Here is a 22,587-nt window from a genome sequence, read left to right as displayed (position 1 = left end):
TGTTAATTATTTTATTTTTCCTACTTTAATTAAAAAGGTTTAATCCAAAAATTATATCTATTAAAACCAATAGAATCCCAAACAAAACAGTTATAACAATAAATGTAATTGTAAGGATTATCAGGAACTTTATAAATTTCCATAAGGTCCTAGCTAAAGTAAGATCACATAATCTTTTATAGGTAAATGAATAATAAAAAATTGCAATTAAAACACTTGATGTAAATAGGTACGGGTGAATAAATAATGCCATCAAAAACAACAAAGTTGATGTAATCATAGAAAAACCTTGTATATAGCAATTGATCACTAAATGTTCAGCATAGTTATATTGCTTTCTTCCAAAAACTACAAATGCTATAAAAGTATACATAGGAATTGATAGAAAAGCAAAAAGGTTAAAATACTTCAATATCATACCCTGTGATTTCTTTTGAACCTCTATTTGCTCCTCCACGAAATCTTCAAATGCTTCTTGATTACTTTCGTTTTCCAAATTTCCAGATGAAGCATTTTTTCCTTTTGCACTATCAAATTGCAATCGATAAAAGCTTTCGTTAAGCATACCAGATGAAAACTCTACATACTTATCTGAAAAAGCATTAAAAACCAGAGTCGCAATAGTAAGACCAATTAAAAGAAAAGTAAAAGGAGGCATAAATTTCTTCCTAATTCCACTAATATAATCTTGAGCAACCTTATCCGGCGCAACCACTATTGTTCTTAAGGTTCTTAAATAAGTATTATCCCAACCAAAAACCTTGTTAAGGAATTCTTGAAATATTTTCCTAATTGTAAGCCTATCTTTTACTACTTTGGCACCACAATCCTGACAGTAATAAGCAGTTTCTGTTAAATTATAATCACAATTTTTACAACTCATTTTTTTAAAATTCCATTCATCAAATCTTACGGGTTTTATCAAAAACAGCTAACTATTTAGACTATTCAACCTTAAAGTAACTGCATTCTTATGTGCTTGCAAACCTTCTGCTTCCGCCATGATTTCTATAGCATTACCAATAGATTTAATACCTTCTTCTGATATTTTTTGAAATGTCATAGACTTCATAAAACTGTCCAGGTTCACACCACTATACTGCTTGGCATATCCATTAGTTGGTAATGTATGATTTGTACCTGACGCATAATCCCCTGCACTTTCGGGAGTATAATTACCGATAAAAACCGAACCTGCATTCACAATATTATCAACATAGAAATCCTGATCTGCAACACAAACAATAAAATGTTCAGGACCGTATTCATTGATTAACTCTAATGCTTGTGTATCCTTTTCTACATAAATAAGTTTAGAATTAGCGATAGCTGCTTGTGCAATTTCCTTTCTTGGTAAGACCGCACATTGTTTAGTCACTTCAGATTCCACTTCTTCGATAAGTTTTTTCGAAGTAGACACTAAAATTACTTGACTGTCTTTACCGTGTTCTGCTTGACTTAATAAATCAGAAGCTACAAAAGAAGCATTAGCTGTATCATCGGCCACTACTAATAATTCACTCGGACCAGCAGGCATATCAATTGCAACTCCAAATTTTGTAGCTAATTGTTTAGCCACAGTTACAAATTGATTTCCAGGTCCAAAAATCTTATATACTTGTGGGATAGTTTCTGTTCCAAACGTCATTCCGGCAATTGCTTGAATTCCTCCGACTTTAAAAATTTTGGTTACCCCGCAAAGATTAGCCGTATACAAAATAGCCGGATTTATTTTTCCTTCTTTATCCGGTGGTGAACATAAAACAATCTCTTTACAACCGGCAATATTAGCCGGAACCGCTAACATTAGAATTGTAGAAAATAATGGTGCTGTGCCTCCTGGAATATATAATCCTACCTTCTGTATAGGTCTTTTTTCTTGCCAGCAATTAACTCCATTAACTGTTTCAATAGAAACTCTTTCAGTTTTCTGTGCAGCGTGAAAAGCTTCAATATTTGATTTGGCAAGTATAATAGCTTCTTTGAGTTCTTTGCTTACTAATTGCTTGGCGTCATCAATTTCTTCTTCAGAAACCAACATCGAATCTAGCAATACTTTATCAAATTTCTCGGTAAATTGAGTAATTGCATTATTACCATTGATATTGACTTGATTGAAGACATCTAGAACTGTGCTTTCTATATCTTCTAATGTTTGCGTAGGTCTTTTTAGAATTTCGGACCAGGTACTTCTATTTGGATTATATATCTTCTGCATCTTATCTAAATTTACTACAGTACCATTTTCTCGATAGGACACACTAAAATTCCTTCTGCTCCTTCTGCTTTTAGCTCATCAAGAATATCCCAGAACTTATTCTTTTCTACAACTGTGTGTATCGAACTCCATCCTTTTTCTGCAAGTGGTAATACCGTAGGGCTTCTCATTCCTGGTAAAATTTTCACAATGCTCTCTATTTTTTCATTTGGGGCATTTAATAATACATATTTAGAGTTCCTTGCTTTTAAAACTGCTTTGATTCTAAACTGTAATTTTTCTAGTAATTTTTTGTTCTCTTCGGAAATATTGGGAGAAACTGCTAGTACAGCCTCTGACTTAAGCATTACTTCGACTTCTTTCAAATTATTTTTGAACAAAGTACTTCCGCTAGAAACGATATCACAGATAGCATCTGCTAATCCAATATTTGGTGCAATCTCCACAGAACCTGAGATCTGGTGTAACTCTGCTGTAATTCCTTTTTTATCAAGATATTCATTTACAGTATTGGGATACGAAGTAGCTATTCGTTTTCCATTAAGATCATTTATTGAGTCATACTCAAAGTCCTTTGGTACGGCCAGTGAAACTTTACATTTAGAAAAATTAAGCCTTTCTGCTATAGAAATATCTCTTCCTTTTTCGATTAATACATTTTCCCCAATAATTGCAATATCAACCACCCCGTCTCTAAGATATTGTGGAATATCACCATTACGCAGAAACATCACTTCCATAGGAAAATTACGTGTTTCAGCCTTGAGTTGGTCTTTGCCGTTGTCTATAGAAATTCCACAATCTTTTAGAATTTTTACGGAGTCCTCATTAAGGCGGCCACTTTTTTGAATAGCAATTTTAATTTTTGACATTTTTATGATCTGTTGTTATGTTTGGTCAGTTCAGAACAAGCTCTAAATAAAAAACCCGTCTGATTTGCTCAAACGGGTTTCTATATATGGTTAATTTATACACATATCAAACTTACCACGCTTGTGCGAAGATGTAAGAATGATGATGATGTAAAAATAATTTTCTCATTGTTTTTTAAATACTTTGCGAATTTATAAAAAATATTTTTCTTCAAAATACTTTTCAGCTCAAAATTTTAAAACTCCATTACGTAAAAACCGTAATTTCCTATAATTTAGATATTTAAATAGCAAATGTTAAAACATTTTTTTAACTTTAAAAGTATAATACTAACCAATAACTTATGAAATAAGCATAATATGAATTAAAAATACCCCATAAACTATGATTATTATGTGAATTCCATCTGTTTATTGAAAAATAAATTAATACAGATGAAACATTTAATTACGCTCATCATTTTTATACTATTTGCATGGCTAGGAATGTGGTGGTACTATTCCTGTAGTTGGTGTGCAACAAGTACAAATGGGGGCCCCTCTATAGTTAAAGATCAAGTTGACCCTGAAGCAGAAGCACTAGCCAAAAAAGCATATGAAGATAGCATAGCAAATGCTAAACTTTTAGCAAAAGGACTCTTTGCTAAAGATGATAGCAATCAGGACGTTTTTCGTTATCCGGATAATTTTTGGATTAACAACACTAATAGCGATGTACATATTCCTGATGCTGTGAATGATTTTAGCGATAAAATCGCAGATTATCTTGGTGAAAATCAAAATAAAGAATTAATCATTTCGGGCTATGAAACTTCAGCAGAAAAACAAAGCGGTGTCTCATTAGGACTTTCCAGAGCAAATTTCATTAAAGATATTCTCATAAAATCCGGAATTAATGGAGATCGAATTGTAACAGAAGGAAATCAACAAAGCTATAGTTACGATGCTGAAGGGAAGTTCCACGGAGGTATATTACTGAATTTCCATCCATTTAACGAATCTAGATTAGCTGAAATCGAGAAAGGGATTGCTAACAAGACATTATACTCTGGTTTTGCCCAGAAGACATTTAATCCAGATGCTACACTTTCTAATTATGCAATAGAGCTTAAAAATTATCTTAACAAATATCCTGACAAAAAAGTTCAGATTATTGGTCATACGGATGATGTTGGTGAAGAAGAAGCTAATTTATGGTTTGGAGAACAACGTGCAGAAAATGTTAGAAAATATCTTGTCTCTCAAGGTATTAATGCAGAAAAACTCACTGCTACCTCTAAAGGAGAATCTGCTCCTATTGTACCTAATAATTCTGATGAAAATCGCGAAAAAAATAGAAGAATAGAAATTATTGTAAACTAAATAACTCACAACTATGTTAGACTTTTTAAAAGAAGCAAATTGGTGGTGCCTTTTATTATTGTTATTGTTAGCCTTTTTATTAGGCTGGATTTTATCAAGATGGGCATCAAATAATAAATATAAAGCTGCGTTAGATAAATGCGAAAGAGAAAAAAATAAACTCCGAAATACAAACTTCACTAAAGCAAAAACTACTTTTTCTTCTCATCCACCTGAAGAGGTACTGGCATCTAACAATGAAATCAAAGCTATAAAAACACGCGATAGAGATGGATCTCCGAGTGGAGAAAAACCTCAATTAAACTTTGCTAGTTTTGGAAAAGCTGATGCTTCTCAAAAAGATGATCTGAAACTGATAAGTGGCGTTGGTCCTTTTATCGAAGAGAAGCTAAATGGTATAGGTATTTATACTTTTGAGCAAATTAGTAAGTTTACTAAAGAAGACATAGAAACAGTTACTGAGCTTATACAATTCTTCCCTGGTAGGATAGAACGAGACAACTGGACCGATCAAGCTAATAAACTTAAGAATAAATAGTAAAATTGTTTCTTGAAAATCAATATAATGAAGCTGTCTAAAAAGGCAGCTTCTTTTTTGTAAAGTGACGTTACTATATGATATATTTGGCAATACTGTAATTAATTATTCTTTTTTTGATTTGCCAAAGTATCAAAAAGCCTATCTATCTGTAAAGGTTTCCACAAAAAGCCATCGAAACAACTTAAATAATCATCATTATTAACCGCAGTTACATCTGCTGTTAAGGCATATATTGGAGTATGTTGATTTTCATTAACAGAACCCTTAATCAGTTTAGCAGCGTCAAAACCATTCAAGTCCGGCATATGAATATCCATTAAAATGAAGTCTACTTTTATCTTTTTTGCGATTTCTACAGCATCAAGTCCATTTTTTACTCGTTTTATTTTAATACCCCATTTTTTAAACAATTGCCCCATCACCAGAGCATTTACTTCGTTATCTTCTGCTAAAATTGCTGTTTTATTTTTAAGTTGGTCGGTTTGCTTTTTATCAATATGAATAGTTGGTTTAGCTTGTTGCAAAACTAGCTCAAACCCAAAAGTTGAACCTTTACCTTTTTCGCTGGTTAGAATTATACTACTACCATACAACTCCACTATTTTTTTGACAATCGCCAAACCTAATCCGGTTCCACCATTATTTCTTGTTGTAATAGTAGAAGGTATATAAAAACTATCAAAAAGCTTATGTTGTTCATCTATATCAATCCCAACACCTGTATCTTGAACACTAAAGTATACTCTATCCTTATTTCCTTTTGAAGACATTAACTCAATATTTATACTTACGGTTCCTTCATTAGTATATTTTATGGCATTGCTTACAAGATTTCCTAATATTTGAAAAAGTTTAGTTTCATCAAGCATATAGAATTTACTAATTGCTACATCAATTTGAACATTTAATTCGACTCCTTTTTCTAGAGCCATTCCTAAATATGTTTCTCTAATATTATTAATAAGTTCTTCAAAATTAACTGGATGCATTTCTAATTCCATTTTATTGGAATCCAGCTTGGAAAAATCTAAAATATCATTAATAATTCTCATTAAGTTTTTTGATGAAAACTGTAGAGATGTAAGTAATTTCTGATCATCTTCATCAGCTCTATCCTTAAGCATAGAAATAATACTGGTCACAGCGTTAAGCGGGGTTCTTATCTCATGGCTCATAGCAGATAAAAAAGCTTGTCGCATATTAGCGGTTTCCTCTGCTTGTTTTTTCTTTATTATGATAGCCTCTTTCTCGCGTCTAAGGTTTTCTTCTTGTTGTTCATATTTGATTTTTGAAATACGCTCATAATTTTCGATTACTCTTAATGTCTGAGAATTAATAGAAGCGTCTTTTTCTATTAAATAATTTTCAAGATATTTTAAAGCATTTTTTTGATCATTTTCACCTCGATATATTTCATAAAGAAGATGACTGGCTTTAAATTTGGTTCTAGAGAGATTATATTTTTCGCCAAACCCTACAACTTCTTTTAACAAAGTTTTTGCTCTTTCCTGCTCTCCTACTTCCAGATATAATTGTGCTAATTTATGCTTAGTCATTCCTATACCAAAAACATCATTATATTTTTCGTGTATACCCAATGCTTTTAAATAATCACTACTAGCTTTTTCATATTTTCTATTATAAGCATAAACTTTACCACGACCATAAATAGCAAAAGCAAGACCTCTATCATCTCCGGTTTCTAATTTTAGCGCTATCGATTTATTAATCACTTCTAGTGCTTCTTTAGGCTTATGTTTTTTAAGCAAAATCCCGGACATAGGATTATACACGTTGGATTCTAGATTTTTATTTTTACATTTTTTTGCTGTTTCAATTGCAATTCTATAAGCCTCAGAAGCATTATTCTCATCTCCTAAAATCTCATAAATAGTACCGAGTGATTTTTGGGTTCTGGATTGATTATGCCAGTCACTATATTTTTGATAAATAACTAAGGCATCAATAAGATAAATCATCCCAAGATGATAATTGTTAGTTTTGTAGTGTATCCCAGCTATGCTATATTTAGCATCAGCTACCCCTCTCTCATCCTCTAATAACTCAAAATAGGTAATTGCCCTTTCTGCAAATGATAAAGCTTCACTACCTCTTCCTGAAATCATGTTAAATAATGATAACATATTCAGGCTTTTACCTATTAAAGACTTATCATTTGCTTTTTCGCTTAACTCTAATGCTTCATTGGCTAGTTTTACACTTTCTTGTAGGTTATTCACCCTATGTTTATAGGATTGCTCAAGTAAGTTGGTAATTTCAGATTTTACATCATACTTTTGAGTCATAACAATAAATATGTAGCAAAATTCATACTAACAAAAATATCAATAGCGACTAAAGGTAATAAAATAATGATAAAAACATTTTTTTATTTAGAGTTGTGGTACCTTATCACGTTGTATTATAAAAATACCGACAAGTATTCAACAGCATTACTCTATTCTTATACCTACTAACTTTTTGTCAACAAAAACTTCATAAAATAAATCATTAAGTTTTTAAACTTTATAAACACATGTAATCTCTAAAAACTGTGTATAAAACAAAACCCTGAAGCAAAATTGCCTCAGGGTCTTAATCAATGATATGGTTAAAATTATTCTTTAATAAAGCGCTGGAACTGATCGCCTACATTTAACATATACACTCCCCCTTCTAGCTCTGAAACATTTATTGTATTGGTAAATTTACCTTGTTTTACCCTTTGACCTAACATATTTAATATTAAATATGGTTTTGTTCCTGAATTAGCTGTTCTAACGTTCAAGATCCCTACTGCTGGGTTAGGATAAACACTAAACGGTACAGGAGATCCTAAAAGATCTACACTTACTTCTTGCGAAGTAGTCGTCGTTCCACAAGCACCAAGGTTATTCCATCCACTAACTGTTCTTTCATAAAGTGTACCCTGGAAGGTCACTTTATCTCCCGGTTGATAGTTTTGTGTACTGTCATATGCAGGAACACCTGCACAAATATCTGTGCTTCCTCCTCCAGTGCTTCCTCCATCAGTTAATACTACTGTATCTACAGCCATATCTCCTTGCCAACTACTACCTGATGTTCCGATAAAACGTAGCTGAACAGAGTTTCCAACATAGCTCGCTAAATCAACATTAGCACTATTCCAAGCACTCCCTTGATCTCCAGATCTGCTCCAAACTTGAGCCCAAGTACTTCCGTTATCATTACTTGCCTCTAATTTTAGCTCTCCTACTGCATTTCCTGTCATATGATATCTAAATGTAAAACTAGCAGAAGTTTGACTACTCAGATCGAAACAAGGTGAATTTAGAATTGTAGTTTTACTAGGGTTATTAGGATTAGAGGTTTCTACGTAAACATAAAAACTTCCAGCATCAGCTCCTAATGGACCTGTACTATTTGAAGGAGTACCTCCTGACTGACGAATCCAATCAAAATCATCTCCTGCCCCTTGAGTCCATCCTCCTAAACCACTTTCAAAACTTTCATTATACGGGAATGCTGCAATACCTCCTGTACATCCTGAAGAACCAGTTGTTCCTCCAGTTGTAGTAACATCTAATATACTGCTAAATCCAGACTCATTACCTGCTGCATCCTTAGCTTTAACTCTAAACTGATATGCAGTATTAGCTGTTAATGAAGTAATACTGGCACTTGTTACAGTTACTGATCCAAGATTAGTATTTCCTTGATATACATCATATCCAGTCACACCAACATTATCTGTAGAAGCTGTCCAAGATAAAGTTAAAGCGGTATCAGTAACATTAGAAGAAGCCAATCCTGTAGGAACAGTTGGTGCTTGAGTATCTGCTGTACTAGTTCCGCCGGCGTTAAGTTCGATTGTATCTACAGCCATATCCCCTTGCCAGCTACTACCTGATGTTCCAATAAAACGTAATTGAACAGAGTTTCCAACATAGCTCGCTAAATCAACATTAGCACTATTCCAAGAACCTCCCTGATCTCCAGATCTGCTCCAAACTTGAGCCCAAGTACTTCCGTTATCATTACTTACCTCTAATTTTAGCTCTCCTACTGCATTTCCTGTCATATGATATCTAAATGTAAAACTAGCAGAAGTTTGACTACTCAGATCAAAACAAGGTGAATTTAGAATTGTAGTCTTACTTGGATTGTTAGGATTGGATGTTTCTACATAAACATAAAAACTTCCAGCATCTGCTGCCGATGGACCTGTACTATTTGATGGAGTACCTCCTGATTGACGAATCCAATCAAAATCATCTCCTGATCCCTGGGTCCATCCTCCAAATCCACTCTCAAAACTTTCATTATAAGGGAATGCCACAATACCTCCTGTACAACTTGAAGAACCTGTTGTCCCTCCAGTTGTAGTAACATCTAATATACTGCTAAATCCAGACTCATTACCTGCTGCATCTTTGGCTTTAACTCTAAACTGATATGTAGTATTAGCCGTTAATGAAGTAATACTTGTACTTGTTCCTGTAACTGATCCTAAATTAGTATTTCCTTGATATACATCATACCCTGTTACTCCTACATTATCTGTAGAAGCTGTCCAAGATAAAGTCAAAGCGGTATCAGTAACATTAGAAGAAACTAATCCTGTTGGAACTGTCGGAGCTTGAGTATCTGTTGTTCCATTAGAGGTAAACGATCCTGTGAATACTCCCCTACCATAAGTCGATGCTATAATTTTATTATTATTATCATCACCATTTACTGCCCAATAATCAAATGATGTTACACTTGCATCACTCATACCATTATATGATTGACTCCAATTAGGGTTAGCAGCATTAAAGTTTTTAGTTACCCATACTCCTAATTGAGTGGCAACGATGACTTCTGTTCTATCTAAAGGATTTTGTAAGATATCTCTAACAGGAATATCAGGAAGATCTCCTTCTTTACTTACCCAAGTAGCTCCTTCATCCGAAGAAAACCATACACTGGTTACTCCATAATTATGTATGGTCACCATAATATCATTGGCTGTGGCGCCTAATCTAACAGAAGAAACAGATCCTACAAATGGTGTCGTTATTCCTGTCCAATTAGCCGATCCAACACCTACATTTGTTAGTTTTATAAGACCACCAGTTGCAGTTCCTACATACCATGTATTATTTGCAAAAGGAGACGCAATAAATGCAGTTGGTTTACTGGTTAGTAAAGCATTTGTAATATTAGCTTTAGTATTAGCTGCAACATTAATCGTCTTAATTGAAAAACTACCTCCAGAAGATGCATTAGATAATAAATAATTGGCATCACTATCATATCCCATCTGATTTACAAAATCACCTGTAGTTGCTTCACTTAATAATGTAGTAGCTCCTCCCTGGCGTCTACCTCGCCCATCCCAAGGCAGATTAAATCTATAAATACGATTATTTGTAAAAGTAGCTGTCATATATTGACCATCTTTGTCTATAAAAGTATAGAATCCATCACCATCTGATAATTCTTCAGAACCATTAATTCCTGCAACTGCATTTCTAAATGCTTGTGAACCATTATCCTGTGCTCCTGCAGAAAAAATACCATTTGTATCTCCAACTCCATTTGGTCCAATAGCCGCTTTAACATATTGAGTAACGTTATAGTTATTGTTTCTTGCTCCAAAAACACTTGTACTTGATGCGTTAGATAAATTTGACGCATAAAATACACCACCGTCATTTCCAAAAATTGCCTGATTAGAATTTCCTGGTCTAAACGTCATTGCATGTTGATCAGCGTGAGCAAAAGAAACTGGTAGCCCTGACAAACCAGAGTTATTTGACCATTTTGAAATTTGACTCCAAGAATTTCCACTGTTTGAAGATCTAAAAAGATCTATCCCACCTACATATACTATATTATCATTAGTAGGATCCGCTTCTATCATTAGGTCATAAAATGATTGTCCTCTTGTGAAATCGTTACTAGGGATTCCAGCATCAGCATCATTAGGTAGTGATGTAGCCGTAACAGTTGCAAATTTATCTGTAGTCCTATATATATATACTGGACTTGTAACACCTTGAGTTAGTGCGTACATTTTATTTGGAGAAGTAGCGGAAGTTTCTAGCTCTACTCTATTTGAATCTGGTAATGGAGAAGCAGCAGCCTCGGTCCATACACCTCCATCTGAAGTACTAAAAACTCGTCCACCACCATCTCCACCGATTCCAGGTGTAGTAATTGTTCCCATCCATAATGTATTATCTGCAGCAATCTCCAAATCATTAGGGATGTATGAATATGATGTACCACTAAAATCAAATCTCATATTTGCAGACTCAATTCTATTCCATGTATTTCCTCCATCAATAGACCTGTATAATCCAGCTGTTTGTAATCCTAGCCAATTTGATGGGTTTGAAGCATTTCCATAAACATGAGCTCCTACTCCTACAAATAATTCTGTACGATTTTGAGTAGTATTGTTCCAAGCTATAATATCATTAACATAAAAAATGCCAGATAGGAATAGATTATTTGCATTAAAATTAACATCTCCTCCTCCAGCAGGCGGTATATTAAGTGCTTGCCAACTATTCCCTCCATCTGTAGAGCGGTAAACTCCATTACCTACAACATCACCTGCGGTATACTGTTCTCCAGTTCCTATATACCATATATTTGAATTGGTTGGATCCACAGTAATTGAAGTTACAGAAAGGTTTCCTGGAACATTTTGTACCCTGCTCCACTGTGAACTTGCTGATGTAATATCATTATTCACCCATAGACCTCCACTAACGCCACCTGCATATACTCTTCTATTAGTATTATCATTGGGGTCAAATAATATCGCTCTTGTACGACCACCAACGTCATTAGGACCTCTTTCTACCCAAGGATTAGTTGATTCCCCAGGAACTCTTTTTGCAAGACCTTGTTTTAATTTTCTCTGAAGGTCATAAATTTTTTCAGGTTCAGTCTTACCAGTTGAAGGATTTATCGTCAATTCCCACATTTGTTCAAAATACTGTTTAGGAGGAAGACCCTTAGCTTTTCTCTCCTTTTTTGTAAGTCTTACAGTCTCTTTAAATGGGCTGTTTTCTAAATACTCTGCATGTTTTTGTCGTAAATTGACAATTTCTGCATTCTCTTCGATTTTTTGTGATTTCTCTTTATGTGAAAGATTTAATACTAGAAGTGTAAGTGATATCAGGCTCAAACCCAATAATACGGGGCGAATAGATTTTCTTATCATTATGAAATTTAGTTGAGTTATGGCTTAAAAGTAGTTTTTTTACTGTTGTTAGCCTAACTTTACTAAGAAAATGTAAGAATTTTAACAAAAACTATGTAAGAAACTAAATATCAAAAACATCAGATTCTTGAGTCAAATCTGCACAAAATGTAAAAAGCTGCCTATGAAATTTCATAAACAGCTTAAAATCATAATTTATACTACAATTATTTATTGATTTCCTAAAATTAAAGGCATTCCATCTTTTCCTGAACCTACAACCACAACTTTAGCGTTTGGAGATTTTGCAAGTTGAAGAGTTGCTTCAATTCCTTTTTCTTTAAGGATTTTATCGGTTAAGGAAGCACTTAGAATTTGGTTAGCCACAGCTTTACCTTCTGCATCAATTTTTTGTCTTTCAGCTTCTTTTTTAGCTTTTTCTAACCTAAACTCATACTCAAGAGCTTCTTGCTCCTGCTTAAGCTTACGTTCTATTGCCTCCTTAATAGTTGGAGGTAATGTTACATCACGAACTAAAACCTCATTAAGCTGAATGAATTGATCACCAACAATTTTTTTGGTTTCTTCATAAATTTCTTTTTGGATAGCATCTCTTTTACTAGAATACAATTGCTCTGGAGTATATCTACCTACAACACTACGTGCAGCAGATCTAATAGTAGGCAACAATACTCTAGCTACATAATTCTCTCCTTTTTGCTGATGTAATAATCCTAGTTTATTATAATCAGGCTGAAACCAAGCAGAAGCATCTAATTTGATTTCCAGTCCATTAGACGAAAGTACTTGCATTTTTTCAAAAACTTCTTGTTGTCTAACCTCATATACTATCACTTTGTTCCAAGGAGCAACAATATGAAATCCTTCTCCTAACGGAGGAGCATCTGTTACTACACCTCCTCCGAATGTTTTATATAACACTCCCGCTTCTCCTGAACCGATAGTAACTGTTGATTTTGCAACAAAGATGATTCCAATAACAATTAGAATCAGAATAGGTAATCCTATTTTTGGTAATTTTTCCATAATAATTTGTGAATTTTAAATTTTAAATAAGTCCATTATACTTTCTAGCAAACCATTCTATAGCAAGTACAAGAATCAATAACCCTAAAAGATATTTCCAGTCTATTAAAGATACTATATTTTCTTTGCTTTTCTGAATAGTTTGATATCGTTGATCTTCAATTAAATCTTTAATCATAATATCATTTTGATCTAAAAAGTATGACTTTCCTTTAGTATTAGTAGCTACTTGATTAAGTTTTGTTACATCTGCATTAAGAAATTGTTGCTCTACATCATATTCTAATATTGTAAAACTACCTGATCTAGATATGTTTTCACCAATTACTGAAACTGTAAAGTCATAATTACCAGCAGATAAACTACTGAGATCTACTTCATAAGTATTATTCTTCAATATCATTGGTATGGTTTGAGTAGCTTCAGAATCTTTATTTTTAACAACTATCCTTAAGTTTCCTCGACTATCAAACTCATAATTTTTTGTAAAATATTCTGCCCGTATTTTGATACTGGCGTTTCCGTAATAAAATGATTCTGAAATAGTATTCAATCTACTTTTTCGTTTATTGGAAGCAAGATATTGAACTAATTTTCCAAAAAAATCATCAAAAGTCTCAAAGCCTTTGGTATCCAGAAAATTCTGAGCTCTCCAACGCCATAAACCTTCTCCAAAAAGTACCGCTTCTCGAATTCCATTCTCTTCAATGGTCACCATAAGAGGTTCTTCCGTAGTAATATTGCTAACTGTACGATATAATAGAGGGTCAAACGACGTATTCACATTTATATCACCAAAAGTACCTATTAGAGGGGGATACCCATCAAATCCAATATCATCTAATAAAAAAGCTCCATAATTATTATTAAACCTTGGAATATAATATTCGGTCTGCCTTGTAATTTCTTGACGATACTTATTTTGAATTTTATTAAGAAAAACCCAATCTGTTTTGGAACCAGTTATTGTAAAAAAATTCTTTCGTTGATTTTTTAATTTTTCATAAACACCACTAAATCTTGTATTTGGTTGATACAAAATAATCAATTGAAAATCATCAAGATTCTTTACTTCAAAGGGTTTAGCAATAGTTAAACTACGCCTCTCATTACTCTCAACACTCTTTTTGATTGCTCCTAAATCTGGATGAACAATATCACTAATTAATAAAACACTTGTTTTTTGATCAATAACCTCTACTGCAAAAGCTTTAGAATTATTAATTGTATTTTTTTCATTTACCAAAGGTGATAATTTAGCCACATATTTCATAACTCCTGCCCTACCTGCAGGTAAAGTAAAATTAATTACCTGCGAGTTATTTTCTTTAGAAAAAGACACTGCTTGAGAATACTGCGTAGCGTTTCCTGATTTAACTTCAAACCTCTTATTCACTTCATTTTCTCCAGAATATGTCAAAATAACTTCTACAGGAAATTTATTTTTCAGGTATGCATAGCGATTTACATTAAGTTGTTGAATTTTCAGATCCTGAACCATAACGGTATCACCAGAAATTATAGGATAAATAGCTTGCTTATGCTTAGCACTGGTGAATTGATAATCTCTGCCGTAAGTCTGATTACCATCAGTAATCATAATTATTGGTGCAATCGATTTCTTGTAAATCTGATCAAGGCCTTCTAATGCTTTAGCGATATTAGTTTGCTTTTCATCATAACTAAAAGACAATGAATCTTTTAAATTATCAGAAAAGGAATAATATCCTATATCGAATCTATTATTAAGATCACTATTATTCCGAATTTCCTGAACAAATTGAGAAACATCTTTATCCTGAGCAAGATGCTTTATAGAAGATGAATTATCTACTGCAACAACCAAAGTAGGTTTTTGTGAATAATATATCTTTTGTTTAAAAGTTGGATTAATGAGTAAAACTAAAAGTAAAAAAATGCTTAGAAAACGTAAGAAAGCAAAGAACAGATTTTTTTTGGTTCTGTTCTTTGCTTTATATAAATACTGAAATAGAGCCACAATCAATGCGATGATAAGAGCTGCTATGATCAATAAAACTGTTTCTGTTTGCATTATAGAAAATTACGATTTACGATTTTTAAAGTACTATTTTAGACATACGATGAGTATTAATAATTCGCAGAGCCAAAAAAACCTTAATTCGTAATTTAAGTCAACATTCCTCCATCAACATTCAATACTTGTCCTGTAACGTATGCACTTAGATCACTTGCCAAGAACAAACATGCATTAGCAATATCCTCCGGGCTACCTCCTCGTTTTAAAGGAATAGCTTTTCTCCATTCGTCTACTACTTTTTCGTCTAATTGTCCGGTCATTTCTGTTTCTATAAAACCAGGTGCAACCACGTTACTTCTTATATTTCTAGATCCTAATTCAAGTGCTACAGATTTAGAAAACCCAATAATACCAGCTTTTGATGCAGCATAATTAGCTTGACCCGCATTACCTTTTACTCCAACCACAGAACTCATATTAATAATACTACCTTTTCGTTGTTTTAGCATTGTTTTCTGAGCTGCTTTGGTCATGTTAAAAACACTCTTTAGGTTTACTTCAATTACTTTATCAAAGTCTTCCTCGCTCATACGCATCAACAAATTATCTTTGGTGATCCCTGCATTATTAACCAAAACATCTATACTGCCAAAAGTCTCCAGGACATCTTTAATCAATTCCTGAGCCTGATCAAAACTTGCTGCATTGCTCTGATAGCCTTTTGCCTTAATTCCTAAATCGTTTAATTCTTTTTCTAGTTTATTCGCTGCTTCTACAGAAGAACTATATGTGAAAGCAACATTAGCACCATTCTGTGCAAAAACTTCGGCTATACCTTTACCTATTCCTCTGGTTGCCCCAGTGATAATAGCCGTTTTACCTTGTAAAAGATTCATTCGCTGTGTTTAATTTGTGAAATATGATTTCAAATATAACAATTACTAATAGCTCAACAACAATAAACCCCGTGATTTCTCACAGGGTTTATGAACAATTTAGCTAGTATAATAACATCTATTTTCTATTATTATATAAAATTAAAAAAGCCTCTTAAAGTTTTATTCAAGAGGCTCTATGTTTTTTGCTTAGTTTTTTCTTAACCAAGTACTTCAGCAACTTTCTTTCCTATTTCTGCAGGAGAATCTACAACGTGTATACCACATTCTCTCATAATTGCTTTTTTAGCAGCAGCCGTATCTTCACTACCACCCACAATTGCACCAGCATGCCCCATTGTACGACCTGCAGGAGCAGTTTCACCGGCAATAAAACCTACAACAGGCTTAGTAGTTCCGCTTTCTTTTATCCACTTGGCAGCATCAGCTTCTAACTGACCACCAATCTCACCAATCATCACCACACATTCTGTGTCCGGGTCATTAATCAATAACTCAACAGCTTCCTTGGTAGTAGTTCCAATAATTGGATCTCCACCGATACCAATTGCCGTAGTAATTCCCAATCCTTGCTTTACCACTTGGTCTGCAGCTTCATAAGTTAACGTTCCTGATTTAGAAACTATTCCTACGCTACCTTCTTTAAAGACAAAACCTGGCATAATACCTACTTTTGCTTCTCCAGGAGTAATCACCCCTGGACAGTTAGGTCCAATCAAACGACATCCTTTTTCTTTGATATAAGCATAAGCCTTAATCATATCCGCAACCGGAATTCCTTCTGTAATAGTAATAATAACTTTTATTCCAGCATCTGCAGCCTCCATAATAGCGTCTGCAGCAAAAGCTGGTGGCACAAAGATAATTGTAGTATCGGCTCCAACTTCTTTTACAGCATCTTCTACTGTATTAAAAACTGGTTTATCGAGATGCGTCTGCCCTCCTTTTCCCGGAGTAACACCACCTACTACATTAGTACCATAATCAATCATTTGACCAGCATGAAAAGTACCTTCACTACCAGTAAATCCTTGAACTATAATTTTAGAATCTTTATTTACTAAAACACTCATTGCGTTATGATTTTTAATATTTTTTTTGAAGTTCTCAAAAGTAAGCTTTTGAAGATTATTGTTAAAGCAAAAGAATAAAAAAAATCTATTTTTTATTCTTTTAGATTCCTGTCTTTACAAGAATGACATTTTTAAATGAATTCGGTTATCCGAAATACCTTTAATTAAAATTATTTTAGAATAAAAGTCTCTAAATTTTCAGAAGTATTTTCTCCTTGCTGACTAATCTGATAACCTTTATATAACTTACCATCTTTTAATTCCCAAATGGATATAAAATGAGCAATAGCTTCTTCTTTGTCAGGATTTTCGATAGTCTTAGCAAAATAAGTATATCGAACGGTAACCATATTTTCCTCTGCCAAAATATGACTAATCTCACATCTAAAAGTTTCAAAAGAAGATGCCATTTGTTCTAGCATTATCTTAATAGCACTAAAATCCTTTTTACGAAAACCAAAACTACTGTTCCAGTAAAGCTCAATTTCTGGATGTAAATATTTAGAAAAGGCTTCTTGATCATTCAGTAAATCTGTTTCATAAAAAGATCTTACCACATCCTTTGCCGTATTACTACTCATTATCTTTCAATTTTTCTATTATCCCTGGAATTTGTCTTATTGAGGCAATCTCCTTATACTTTTTTCTAAAATCATCAGCTGGAGTTCCGAAATAACTCTTATTTCCTTCTAAAGATTTACTGACTCCGGATTGTGCAGAAATCACTGCTTTGGTACCAATTGTTATTCCGCTGGTTATACCAACTTGTCCCCAAATTGTCACTTCATCCTCTATAATTACACATCCAGCAATGCCTACTTGTGAGGCTATCAAACATTTTTTACCAATTACGGTATCGTGACCAATATGTACTTGATTATCAATTTTAGTACCTTCTTTTACAGTTGTATTACCTGTTACACCTCTATCTATAGAACATAATGAACCTAAATCTACATTATCTTCTATAATTATCCTTCCTCCAGAAATCAACTTATCAAAACCTTCTGGCCTTTTTTTATAATAAAAGGCATCAGCTCCTAAAACTGTTCCTGAGTGAATAGTAACATTATTACCAATTATAGTATTATCATATATACTAACATTAGCATGGATCAGACAATTATCTCCAATAACCACATTATTACCGACAAAAGTTCCTGGTTGAATGATAGTATTATCCCCAATGCTTGAAGATGGAGAAATTAAAGAAGTAGATTTCTCAAAAGGTCTAAAATATTTAGTAAGCTTATTAAAATCTCTAAAAGGGTCATCAGATATCAATAAAGCTTTACCTTCTGGACAATCAACTTTTTTGTTTATTAACACTACGGTTGCTGCACTTTCTAATGCTTTATCATAATATTTTGGATGATCTACAAATACAATATCACCTGGTGTAACCACATGAATTTCATTCATTCCTAACACAGGAAAATCAGGATCACCAATAAATTCAGAAGATATTATCGTAGCAATTTGCTGTAAAGTATGAGCTTGAGGAAACTTCATTTCTATAATTCAGAATTCAGAATTTGGAATTCTGAATTATTCTTTAATACGTTCTTTATACGTTCCTTTTTCAGTTTCGACTTTAATTTTATCACCTTCATTGATAAAAAGAGGAACCATTACCTCTGCTCCCGTTTCTACTGTAGCAGGTTTGGTAGCATTAGTTGCTGTATTTCCTTTTACACCTGGTTCAGTAGCAGTTACTTCTAATATAACACTTGCAGGCATTTCTACAGAAAGTGGCATTTGGTCTTCAGAATTAATAATTACTGTTACTACTTCTCCTTCTTTTAACAAGCCAGGAGCATCTAAAGAAGATTTTTCTAAGGTAATCTGATTATAATCTTCTGTATTCATAAAATGATAGGTGTCACCTTCTGCATACAAAAATTGAAATTTGTGTGTTTCAACTCGCACATCGTCAATCTTATGACCTGCAGAAAACGTATTATCAATTACTTTTCCTGTAGTTACACTTTTTAATTTTGTTCTTACAAAAGCAGGACCTTTTCCTGGTTTTACGTGTAAAAACTCAATAATTTTATATATATCGTGATTGTATTTAATACACAATCCATTTCTAATATCACTAGTATTCGCCATTATTTTAAATCTTAAATTTCTATTACAATATTACTTCAAACTAAATTAATTAGAGAAGTATCCTTTCATAATACCTCTTTGAGAATTTTTAATAAACTCTAGGACTTCATCTCGTTCTGGTGTCGCTTCCATCTCTGCTTCAATAATTGCAACAGCTTGTGAGTTATTATAATTTTTTTGGTATAAAATTCTATATATATTCTGAACCTCTCTAATCTTTTCTGTACTAAAACCTCTTCTTCTTAAGCCTATTGAATTAATTCCCACATAAGAAAGAGGTTCACGAGCAGCCTTTACAAAAGGAGGTACATCTTTACGAACCAAGGATCCCCCGGTTACAAATGCATGATTACCTATACTACAAAATTGTTGTACAGCTGCCATTCCTGCCAGAACAACATAATCTCCTACATTGATATGACCTGCTAATGTACTATTATTAGAAAAAATACAATTATCACCAACTATACAATCATGTGCAATATGACAATATGCCATGATCCAACAGTTATTACCAATTTTGGTTTTCATTCTATCTGCAGTACCTCGATTAATCGTTACACATTCACGAATTGTGGTATTATCACCAATCTCAGTTATGGTATCCTCGTCATTAAACTTTTTATCCTGAGGTGTTGCAGAAATCACAGCTCCTGGAAAAATACTACAATTCTTACCTATTCGAGCCCCTTCCATAATAGTTACATTAGAGCCTATCCAGGTTCCTTCTCCAATCACTACATTATTATGAATGGTAGTAAAAGGTTCTATTACTACATTTTTTGCAATTTTTGCTCCTGGGTGAACGTATGCTAATGGTTGATTCATTAGTATTTTATTATTTTGATTTTACAATTTGCGCCATAAGTTCAGCTTCGGTAACTAACTTCCCGTTAGCATAAGCGAAAGCTTGCATATGACAAATACCTCTACGGATCGGAGTAAGTAACTCTAATTTAAAAATCAAAGTATCTCCTGGTAACACTTGTTGTTTAAATTTCACCTTATCAATCTTCATGAAATAGGTAAGATAGTTTTCTGGATCCGGGACAGTGCTTAATGCCAAAATCCCACCTGTCTGTGCCATTGCTTCTACCTGAAGTACTCCCGGCATTACTGGTGCTCCCGGAAAATGACCTACAAAGAAAGGCTCATTCATGGTCACGTTTTTCATACCAACCACATGTTTATCAGACATTTCCAGAATTCTGTCAATCAATAAAAAAGGTGACCTATGTGGCAACATTTCCATAATTTTATTGATATCCATCAATGGTTCCTTGGTAAGATCAAACTGCGGAACTTTGTTTCGCTTTTCGATCTTTATAATTTTGGAAAGCTTTTTAGCAAACTGTGTATTTACAAAATGTCCAGGTTTATTAGCTATGACTTTACCTCTAATTCTTGTGCCAATTAATGCCAAATCACCTATAACATCTAATAATTTATGGCGCGCAGCTTCGTTAGGATAATGAAGTGTTAAATTATCTAATATTCCATTAGGTTTGATCGCAATAGAATCTTTACCAAAGGCTACTTTCAGCTTTTCCATAGTATCAGGACTCAATTCCTTATCTACATAGACGATAGCATTATTGAGGTCTCCTCCTTTGATTAAACCATGTTCTAACAACATTTCTAACTCGTGTAAGAAACTAAAAGTTCTTGCATCTGCTATCTCTTTTTTAAATTCTGAGAGACTTTTTAACGAAGCATTCTGAGTACCTAAAACTTTAGTACCAAAATCTACCATAGTTGTAACCTGATATGTATCAGAAGGCATTACTATGATTTCGCTACCAGACTCTTCATCGGTATAAGAAATTACATCCTTTACAATATATTCTTCTCTATCTGCTTCTTGTTCTACAAGACCTGCTTTTTCAAGAGCTTCAATAAAAAATTTACTGGAACCATCCATTATTGGAGGTTCTGAAGCATTTAATTCAATAAGAAGATTATCGATCTCAAGTCCCACACAAGCAGCTAAAACATGTTCCGAAGTCTGAATACTCACCCCGTTTTTCTCCAAATTGGTACCTCTTTGGGTATTTACCACATAATTAGCATCAGCCTCTATAATGGGATTTCCTTCTAGATCTACTCTACAAAATGCGTAACCATGATTTACCGGAGCAGGTTTAAAAGTTAATGTAACATCTTTACCTGTATGAAGCCCAACCCCTTTAAGTTGCACTTCTTTTTCAATAGTTCTTTGTTTACTTGAAACAGCGTTACTCATTATTATTTATCTTTTTTTCAAGTTTGTATACCGTATCTACAATTTTGGGTAAATTCTTAAAATGAACATAGGATTTATTAAAATCAGAATATCCTAATGCCGGAGACCCTTGAATAGCTTCTCCATCTTTTATATTTCTTCCGATACCAGATTGGGCTTGTATCCTAACTTTATCTCCTATAACTAAATGACCAGCAATACCAACCTGACCTCCTATCAAACAATGTTTACCTATTTTAGTTGAACCTGCAATACCTGTTTGTGCAGCAATTGCGGTATGTTCGCCAATCTCTACATTATGGGCAATCTGTATCTGGTTATCAAGTTTAACTCCTCTTCGTATTACTGTTGAACCTAAAGTAGCTCTATCTATAGTAGTACCGGCACCAACATCAACATAATCCTCGATAATTACATTTCCTGTTTGTGGTACTTTACTATATTCTCCTTTTTCGTTTGGGGTAAACCCAAAACCATCGGCTCCAACTATAGCTCCACTATGAATCACACAATTATTACCAATCACAGTTTCAGAATATATTTTAGCACCCGCAAAAACAGTTACATTATCCCCTAAAGTAACATTGTCTCCGATATATACATTAGGGTATATTTTGGCGTTTTCACCTATTTTGACATTTTCACCCATATAAGAAAATGCTCCAAAATATATATTGTCTCCATAAGAAGCACTATCTGAAATAAAACAGGGTTGTTCTATCCCGGTTTTATTCATTTTTACCATATTATAATACTCCAATAGCTGAGAAAAAGCTTTATAAGCATCTTCTACCCTAATCAACGTAGTTTTTATATTAGATTCTGCTTCAAAAGATTTATCCACTATAGTGATCGATGCATCAGTAGAATATATATACTGGGTATATTTGGGATTAGATAAAAAGGTTAATGAACCTTTAGTTCCTTCTTCTATTTTGGCTAATTTAGATACTTCAACGGTTTCATCTCCTTCGATCTCACCATTAAGTATTCCGGCAATTTGTGTGGCTGTAAAAATCATTAATGGCAAAAGTATAAA

17 protein-coding genes are annotated in these 22,587 nt (G+C 33.5%); 2 read left to right on the top strand and 15 right to left on the bottom strand.

Annotated features, from left to right (window positions below; translation table 11 throughout):
* Positions 1 to 25: 25 nt before the first annotated feature.
* The 3 genes from J8M14_RS03985 to hisG are packed head-to-tail and all read right to left on the bottom strand — an operon-like array spanning position 26 to position 3,090.
* Entirely contained in the window at positions 26 to 883 is an 858-nt protein-coding gene (locus tag J8M14_RS03985) for a DUF3667 domain-containing protein (RefSeq protein ID WP_211073275.1), read from the bottom strand.
* 48 nt (positions 884 to 931) lie between these two features.
* A complete protein-coding gene (gene hisD / locus J8M14_RS03980; protein ID WP_211073274.1) occupies positions 932 to 2,218 on the bottom strand; it encodes a histidinol dehydrogenase in 1,287 nt (428 codons plus the stop codon).
* 14 nt (positions 2,219 to 2,232) lie between these two features.
* Positions 2,233 to 3,090, bottom strand: a complete 858-nt coding sequence (gene hisG, locus J8M14_RS03975) for an ATP phosphoribosyltransferase (protein ID WP_211073273.1) — start codon at positions 3,088 to 3,090, stop codon at positions 2,233 to 2,235.
* A 435-nt stretch (positions 3,091 to 3,525) separates the two neighbouring features.
* Here hisG and J8M14_RS03970 point away from each other — a divergent pair, with 435 nt between their 5' ends.
* Together J8M14_RS03970 and J8M14_RS03965 are read left to right on the top strand one after the other, a co-directional pair.
* Positions 3,526 to 4,452 carry an OmpA family protein gene (locus J8M14_RS03970; protein WP_211073270.1) on the top strand — a complete coding sequence of 309 codons (927 nt, stop codon included), beginning with the start codon at positions 3,526 to 3,528 and terminating at the stop codon, positions 4,450 to 4,452.
* A gap of 13 nt (positions 4,453 to 4,465) precedes the next feature.
* Complete coding sequence (locus J8M14_RS03965; protein WP_211073269.1) at positions 4,466 to 4,990, top strand: hypothetical protein; 525 nt, start codon at positions 4,466 to 4,468, stop codon at positions 4,988 to 4,990.
* Between the two features lie 101 nt (positions 4,991 to 5,091).
* Here the strand turns inward: J8M14_RS03965 and J8M14_RS03960 are convergent, their stop codons facing one another.
* From J8M14_RS03960 to lpxD, 12 genes are all read right to left on the bottom strand, one after another.
* Positions 5,092 to 7,299 (bottom strand): ATP-binding protein, encoded by a 2,208-nt coding sequence (locus tag J8M14_RS03960; protein WP_211073266.1) that lies wholly within the window; start codon positions 7,297 to 7,299, stop codon positions 5,092 to 5,094.
* Positions 7,300 to 7,610: 311 nt separating this feature from the next.
* Entirely contained in the window at positions 7,611 to 12,197 is a 4,587-nt protein-coding gene (locus tag J8M14_RS22990; protein WP_247672542.1) for a fibronectin type III domain-containing protein, read from the bottom strand.
* Positions 12,198 to 12,407: 210 nt separating this feature from the next.
* Positions 12,408 to 13,223, bottom strand: coding sequence for a prohibitin family protein (locus tag J8M14_RS03940; RefSeq protein WP_211073264.1), 816 nt, complete (start codon positions 13,221 to 13,223; stop codon positions 12,408 to 12,410).
* A 22-nt stretch (positions 13,224 to 13,245) separates the two neighbouring features.
* Complete coding sequence (locus tag J8M14_RS03935; protein WP_211073262.1) at positions 13,246 to 15,276, bottom strand: VWA domain-containing protein; 2,031 nt, start codon at positions 15,274 to 15,276, stop codon at positions 13,246 to 13,248.
* A gap of 95 nt (positions 15,277 to 15,371) precedes the next feature.
* Positions 15,372 to 16,118 carry a 3-oxoacyl-[acyl-carrier-protein] reductase gene (fabG, locus tag J8M14_RS03930; protein WP_211073260.1) on the bottom strand — a complete coding sequence of 249 codons (747 nt, stop codon included), beginning with the start codon at positions 16,116 to 16,118 and terminating at the stop codon, positions 15,372 to 15,374.
* A gap of 200 nt (positions 16,119 to 16,318) precedes the next feature.
* On the bottom strand, positions 16,319 to 17,191 hold the full coding sequence (gene sucD, locus J8M14_RS03925; RefSeq protein WP_211073258.1) for a succinate--CoA ligase subunit alpha: 873 nt from the start codon (positions 17,189 to 17,191) through the stop codon (positions 16,319 to 16,321).
* A 170-nt stretch (positions 17,192 to 17,361) separates the two neighbouring features.
* Positions 17,362 to 17,772: a nuclear transport factor 2 family protein gene (locus J8M14_RS03920; protein ID WP_211073256.1), complete on the bottom strand. Its 411-nt coding sequence runs from the start codon at positions 17,770 to 17,772 to the stop codon at positions 17,362 to 17,364.
* Positions 17,765 to 18,703, bottom strand: a complete 939-nt coding sequence (locus J8M14_RS03915) for a UDP-3-O-(3-hydroxymyristoyl)glucosamine N-acyltransferase (RefSeq protein WP_211073254.1) — start codon at positions 18,701 to 18,703, stop codon at positions 17,765 to 17,767. Before J8M14_RS03915 ends, J8M14_RS03920 begins: the two co-directional genes overlap by 8 nt.
* Positions 18,704 to 18,739: 36 nt before the next feature.
* Entirely contained in the window at positions 18,740 to 19,306 is a 567-nt protein-coding gene (efp, locus tag J8M14_RS03910; protein ID WP_211073252.1) for an elongation factor P, read from the bottom strand.
* Positions 19,307 to 19,351: 45 nt separating this feature from the next.
* Positions 19,352 to 20,134 carry an acyl-ACP--UDP-N-acetylglucosamine O-acyltransferase gene (gene lpxA, locus J8M14_RS03905; RefSeq protein WP_211073250.1) on the bottom strand — a complete coding sequence of 261 codons (783 nt, stop codon included), beginning with the start codon at positions 20,132 to 20,134 and terminating at the stop codon, positions 19,352 to 19,354.
* Positions 20,135 to 20,144: 10 nt separating this feature from the next.
* The gene (locus J8M14_RS03900) at positions 20,145 to 21,548 is read right to left on the bottom strand and encodes a bifunctional UDP-3-O-[3-hydroxymyristoyl] N-acetylglucosamine deacetylase/3-hydroxyacyl-ACP dehydratase (protein WP_211073248.1); all 1,404 of its coding nucleotides are present in this window, start codon (positions 21,546 to 21,548) and stop codon (positions 20,145 to 20,147) included.
* Complete coding sequence (gene lpxD, locus J8M14_RS03895) at positions 21,541 to 22,569, bottom strand: UDP-3-O-(3-hydroxymyristoyl)glucosamine N-acyltransferase (protein ID WP_211073247.1); 1,029 nt, start codon at positions 22,567 to 22,569, stop codon at positions 21,541 to 21,543. The genes J8M14_RS03900 and lpxD overlap by 8 nt, the downstream gene beginning before the upstream one ends.
* Positions 22,570 to 22,587 lie beyond the last annotated feature (18 nt).

Source organism: Aquimarina sp. MMG016, from assembly GCF_018100805.1.
Lineage (GTDB): Bacteria > Bacteroidota > Bacteroidia > Flavobacteriales > Flavobacteriaceae > Aquimarina.
Note: the sequence above shows the minus strand (reverse complement) of the source record. Positions and strands in the feature narration are given on the sequence as shown.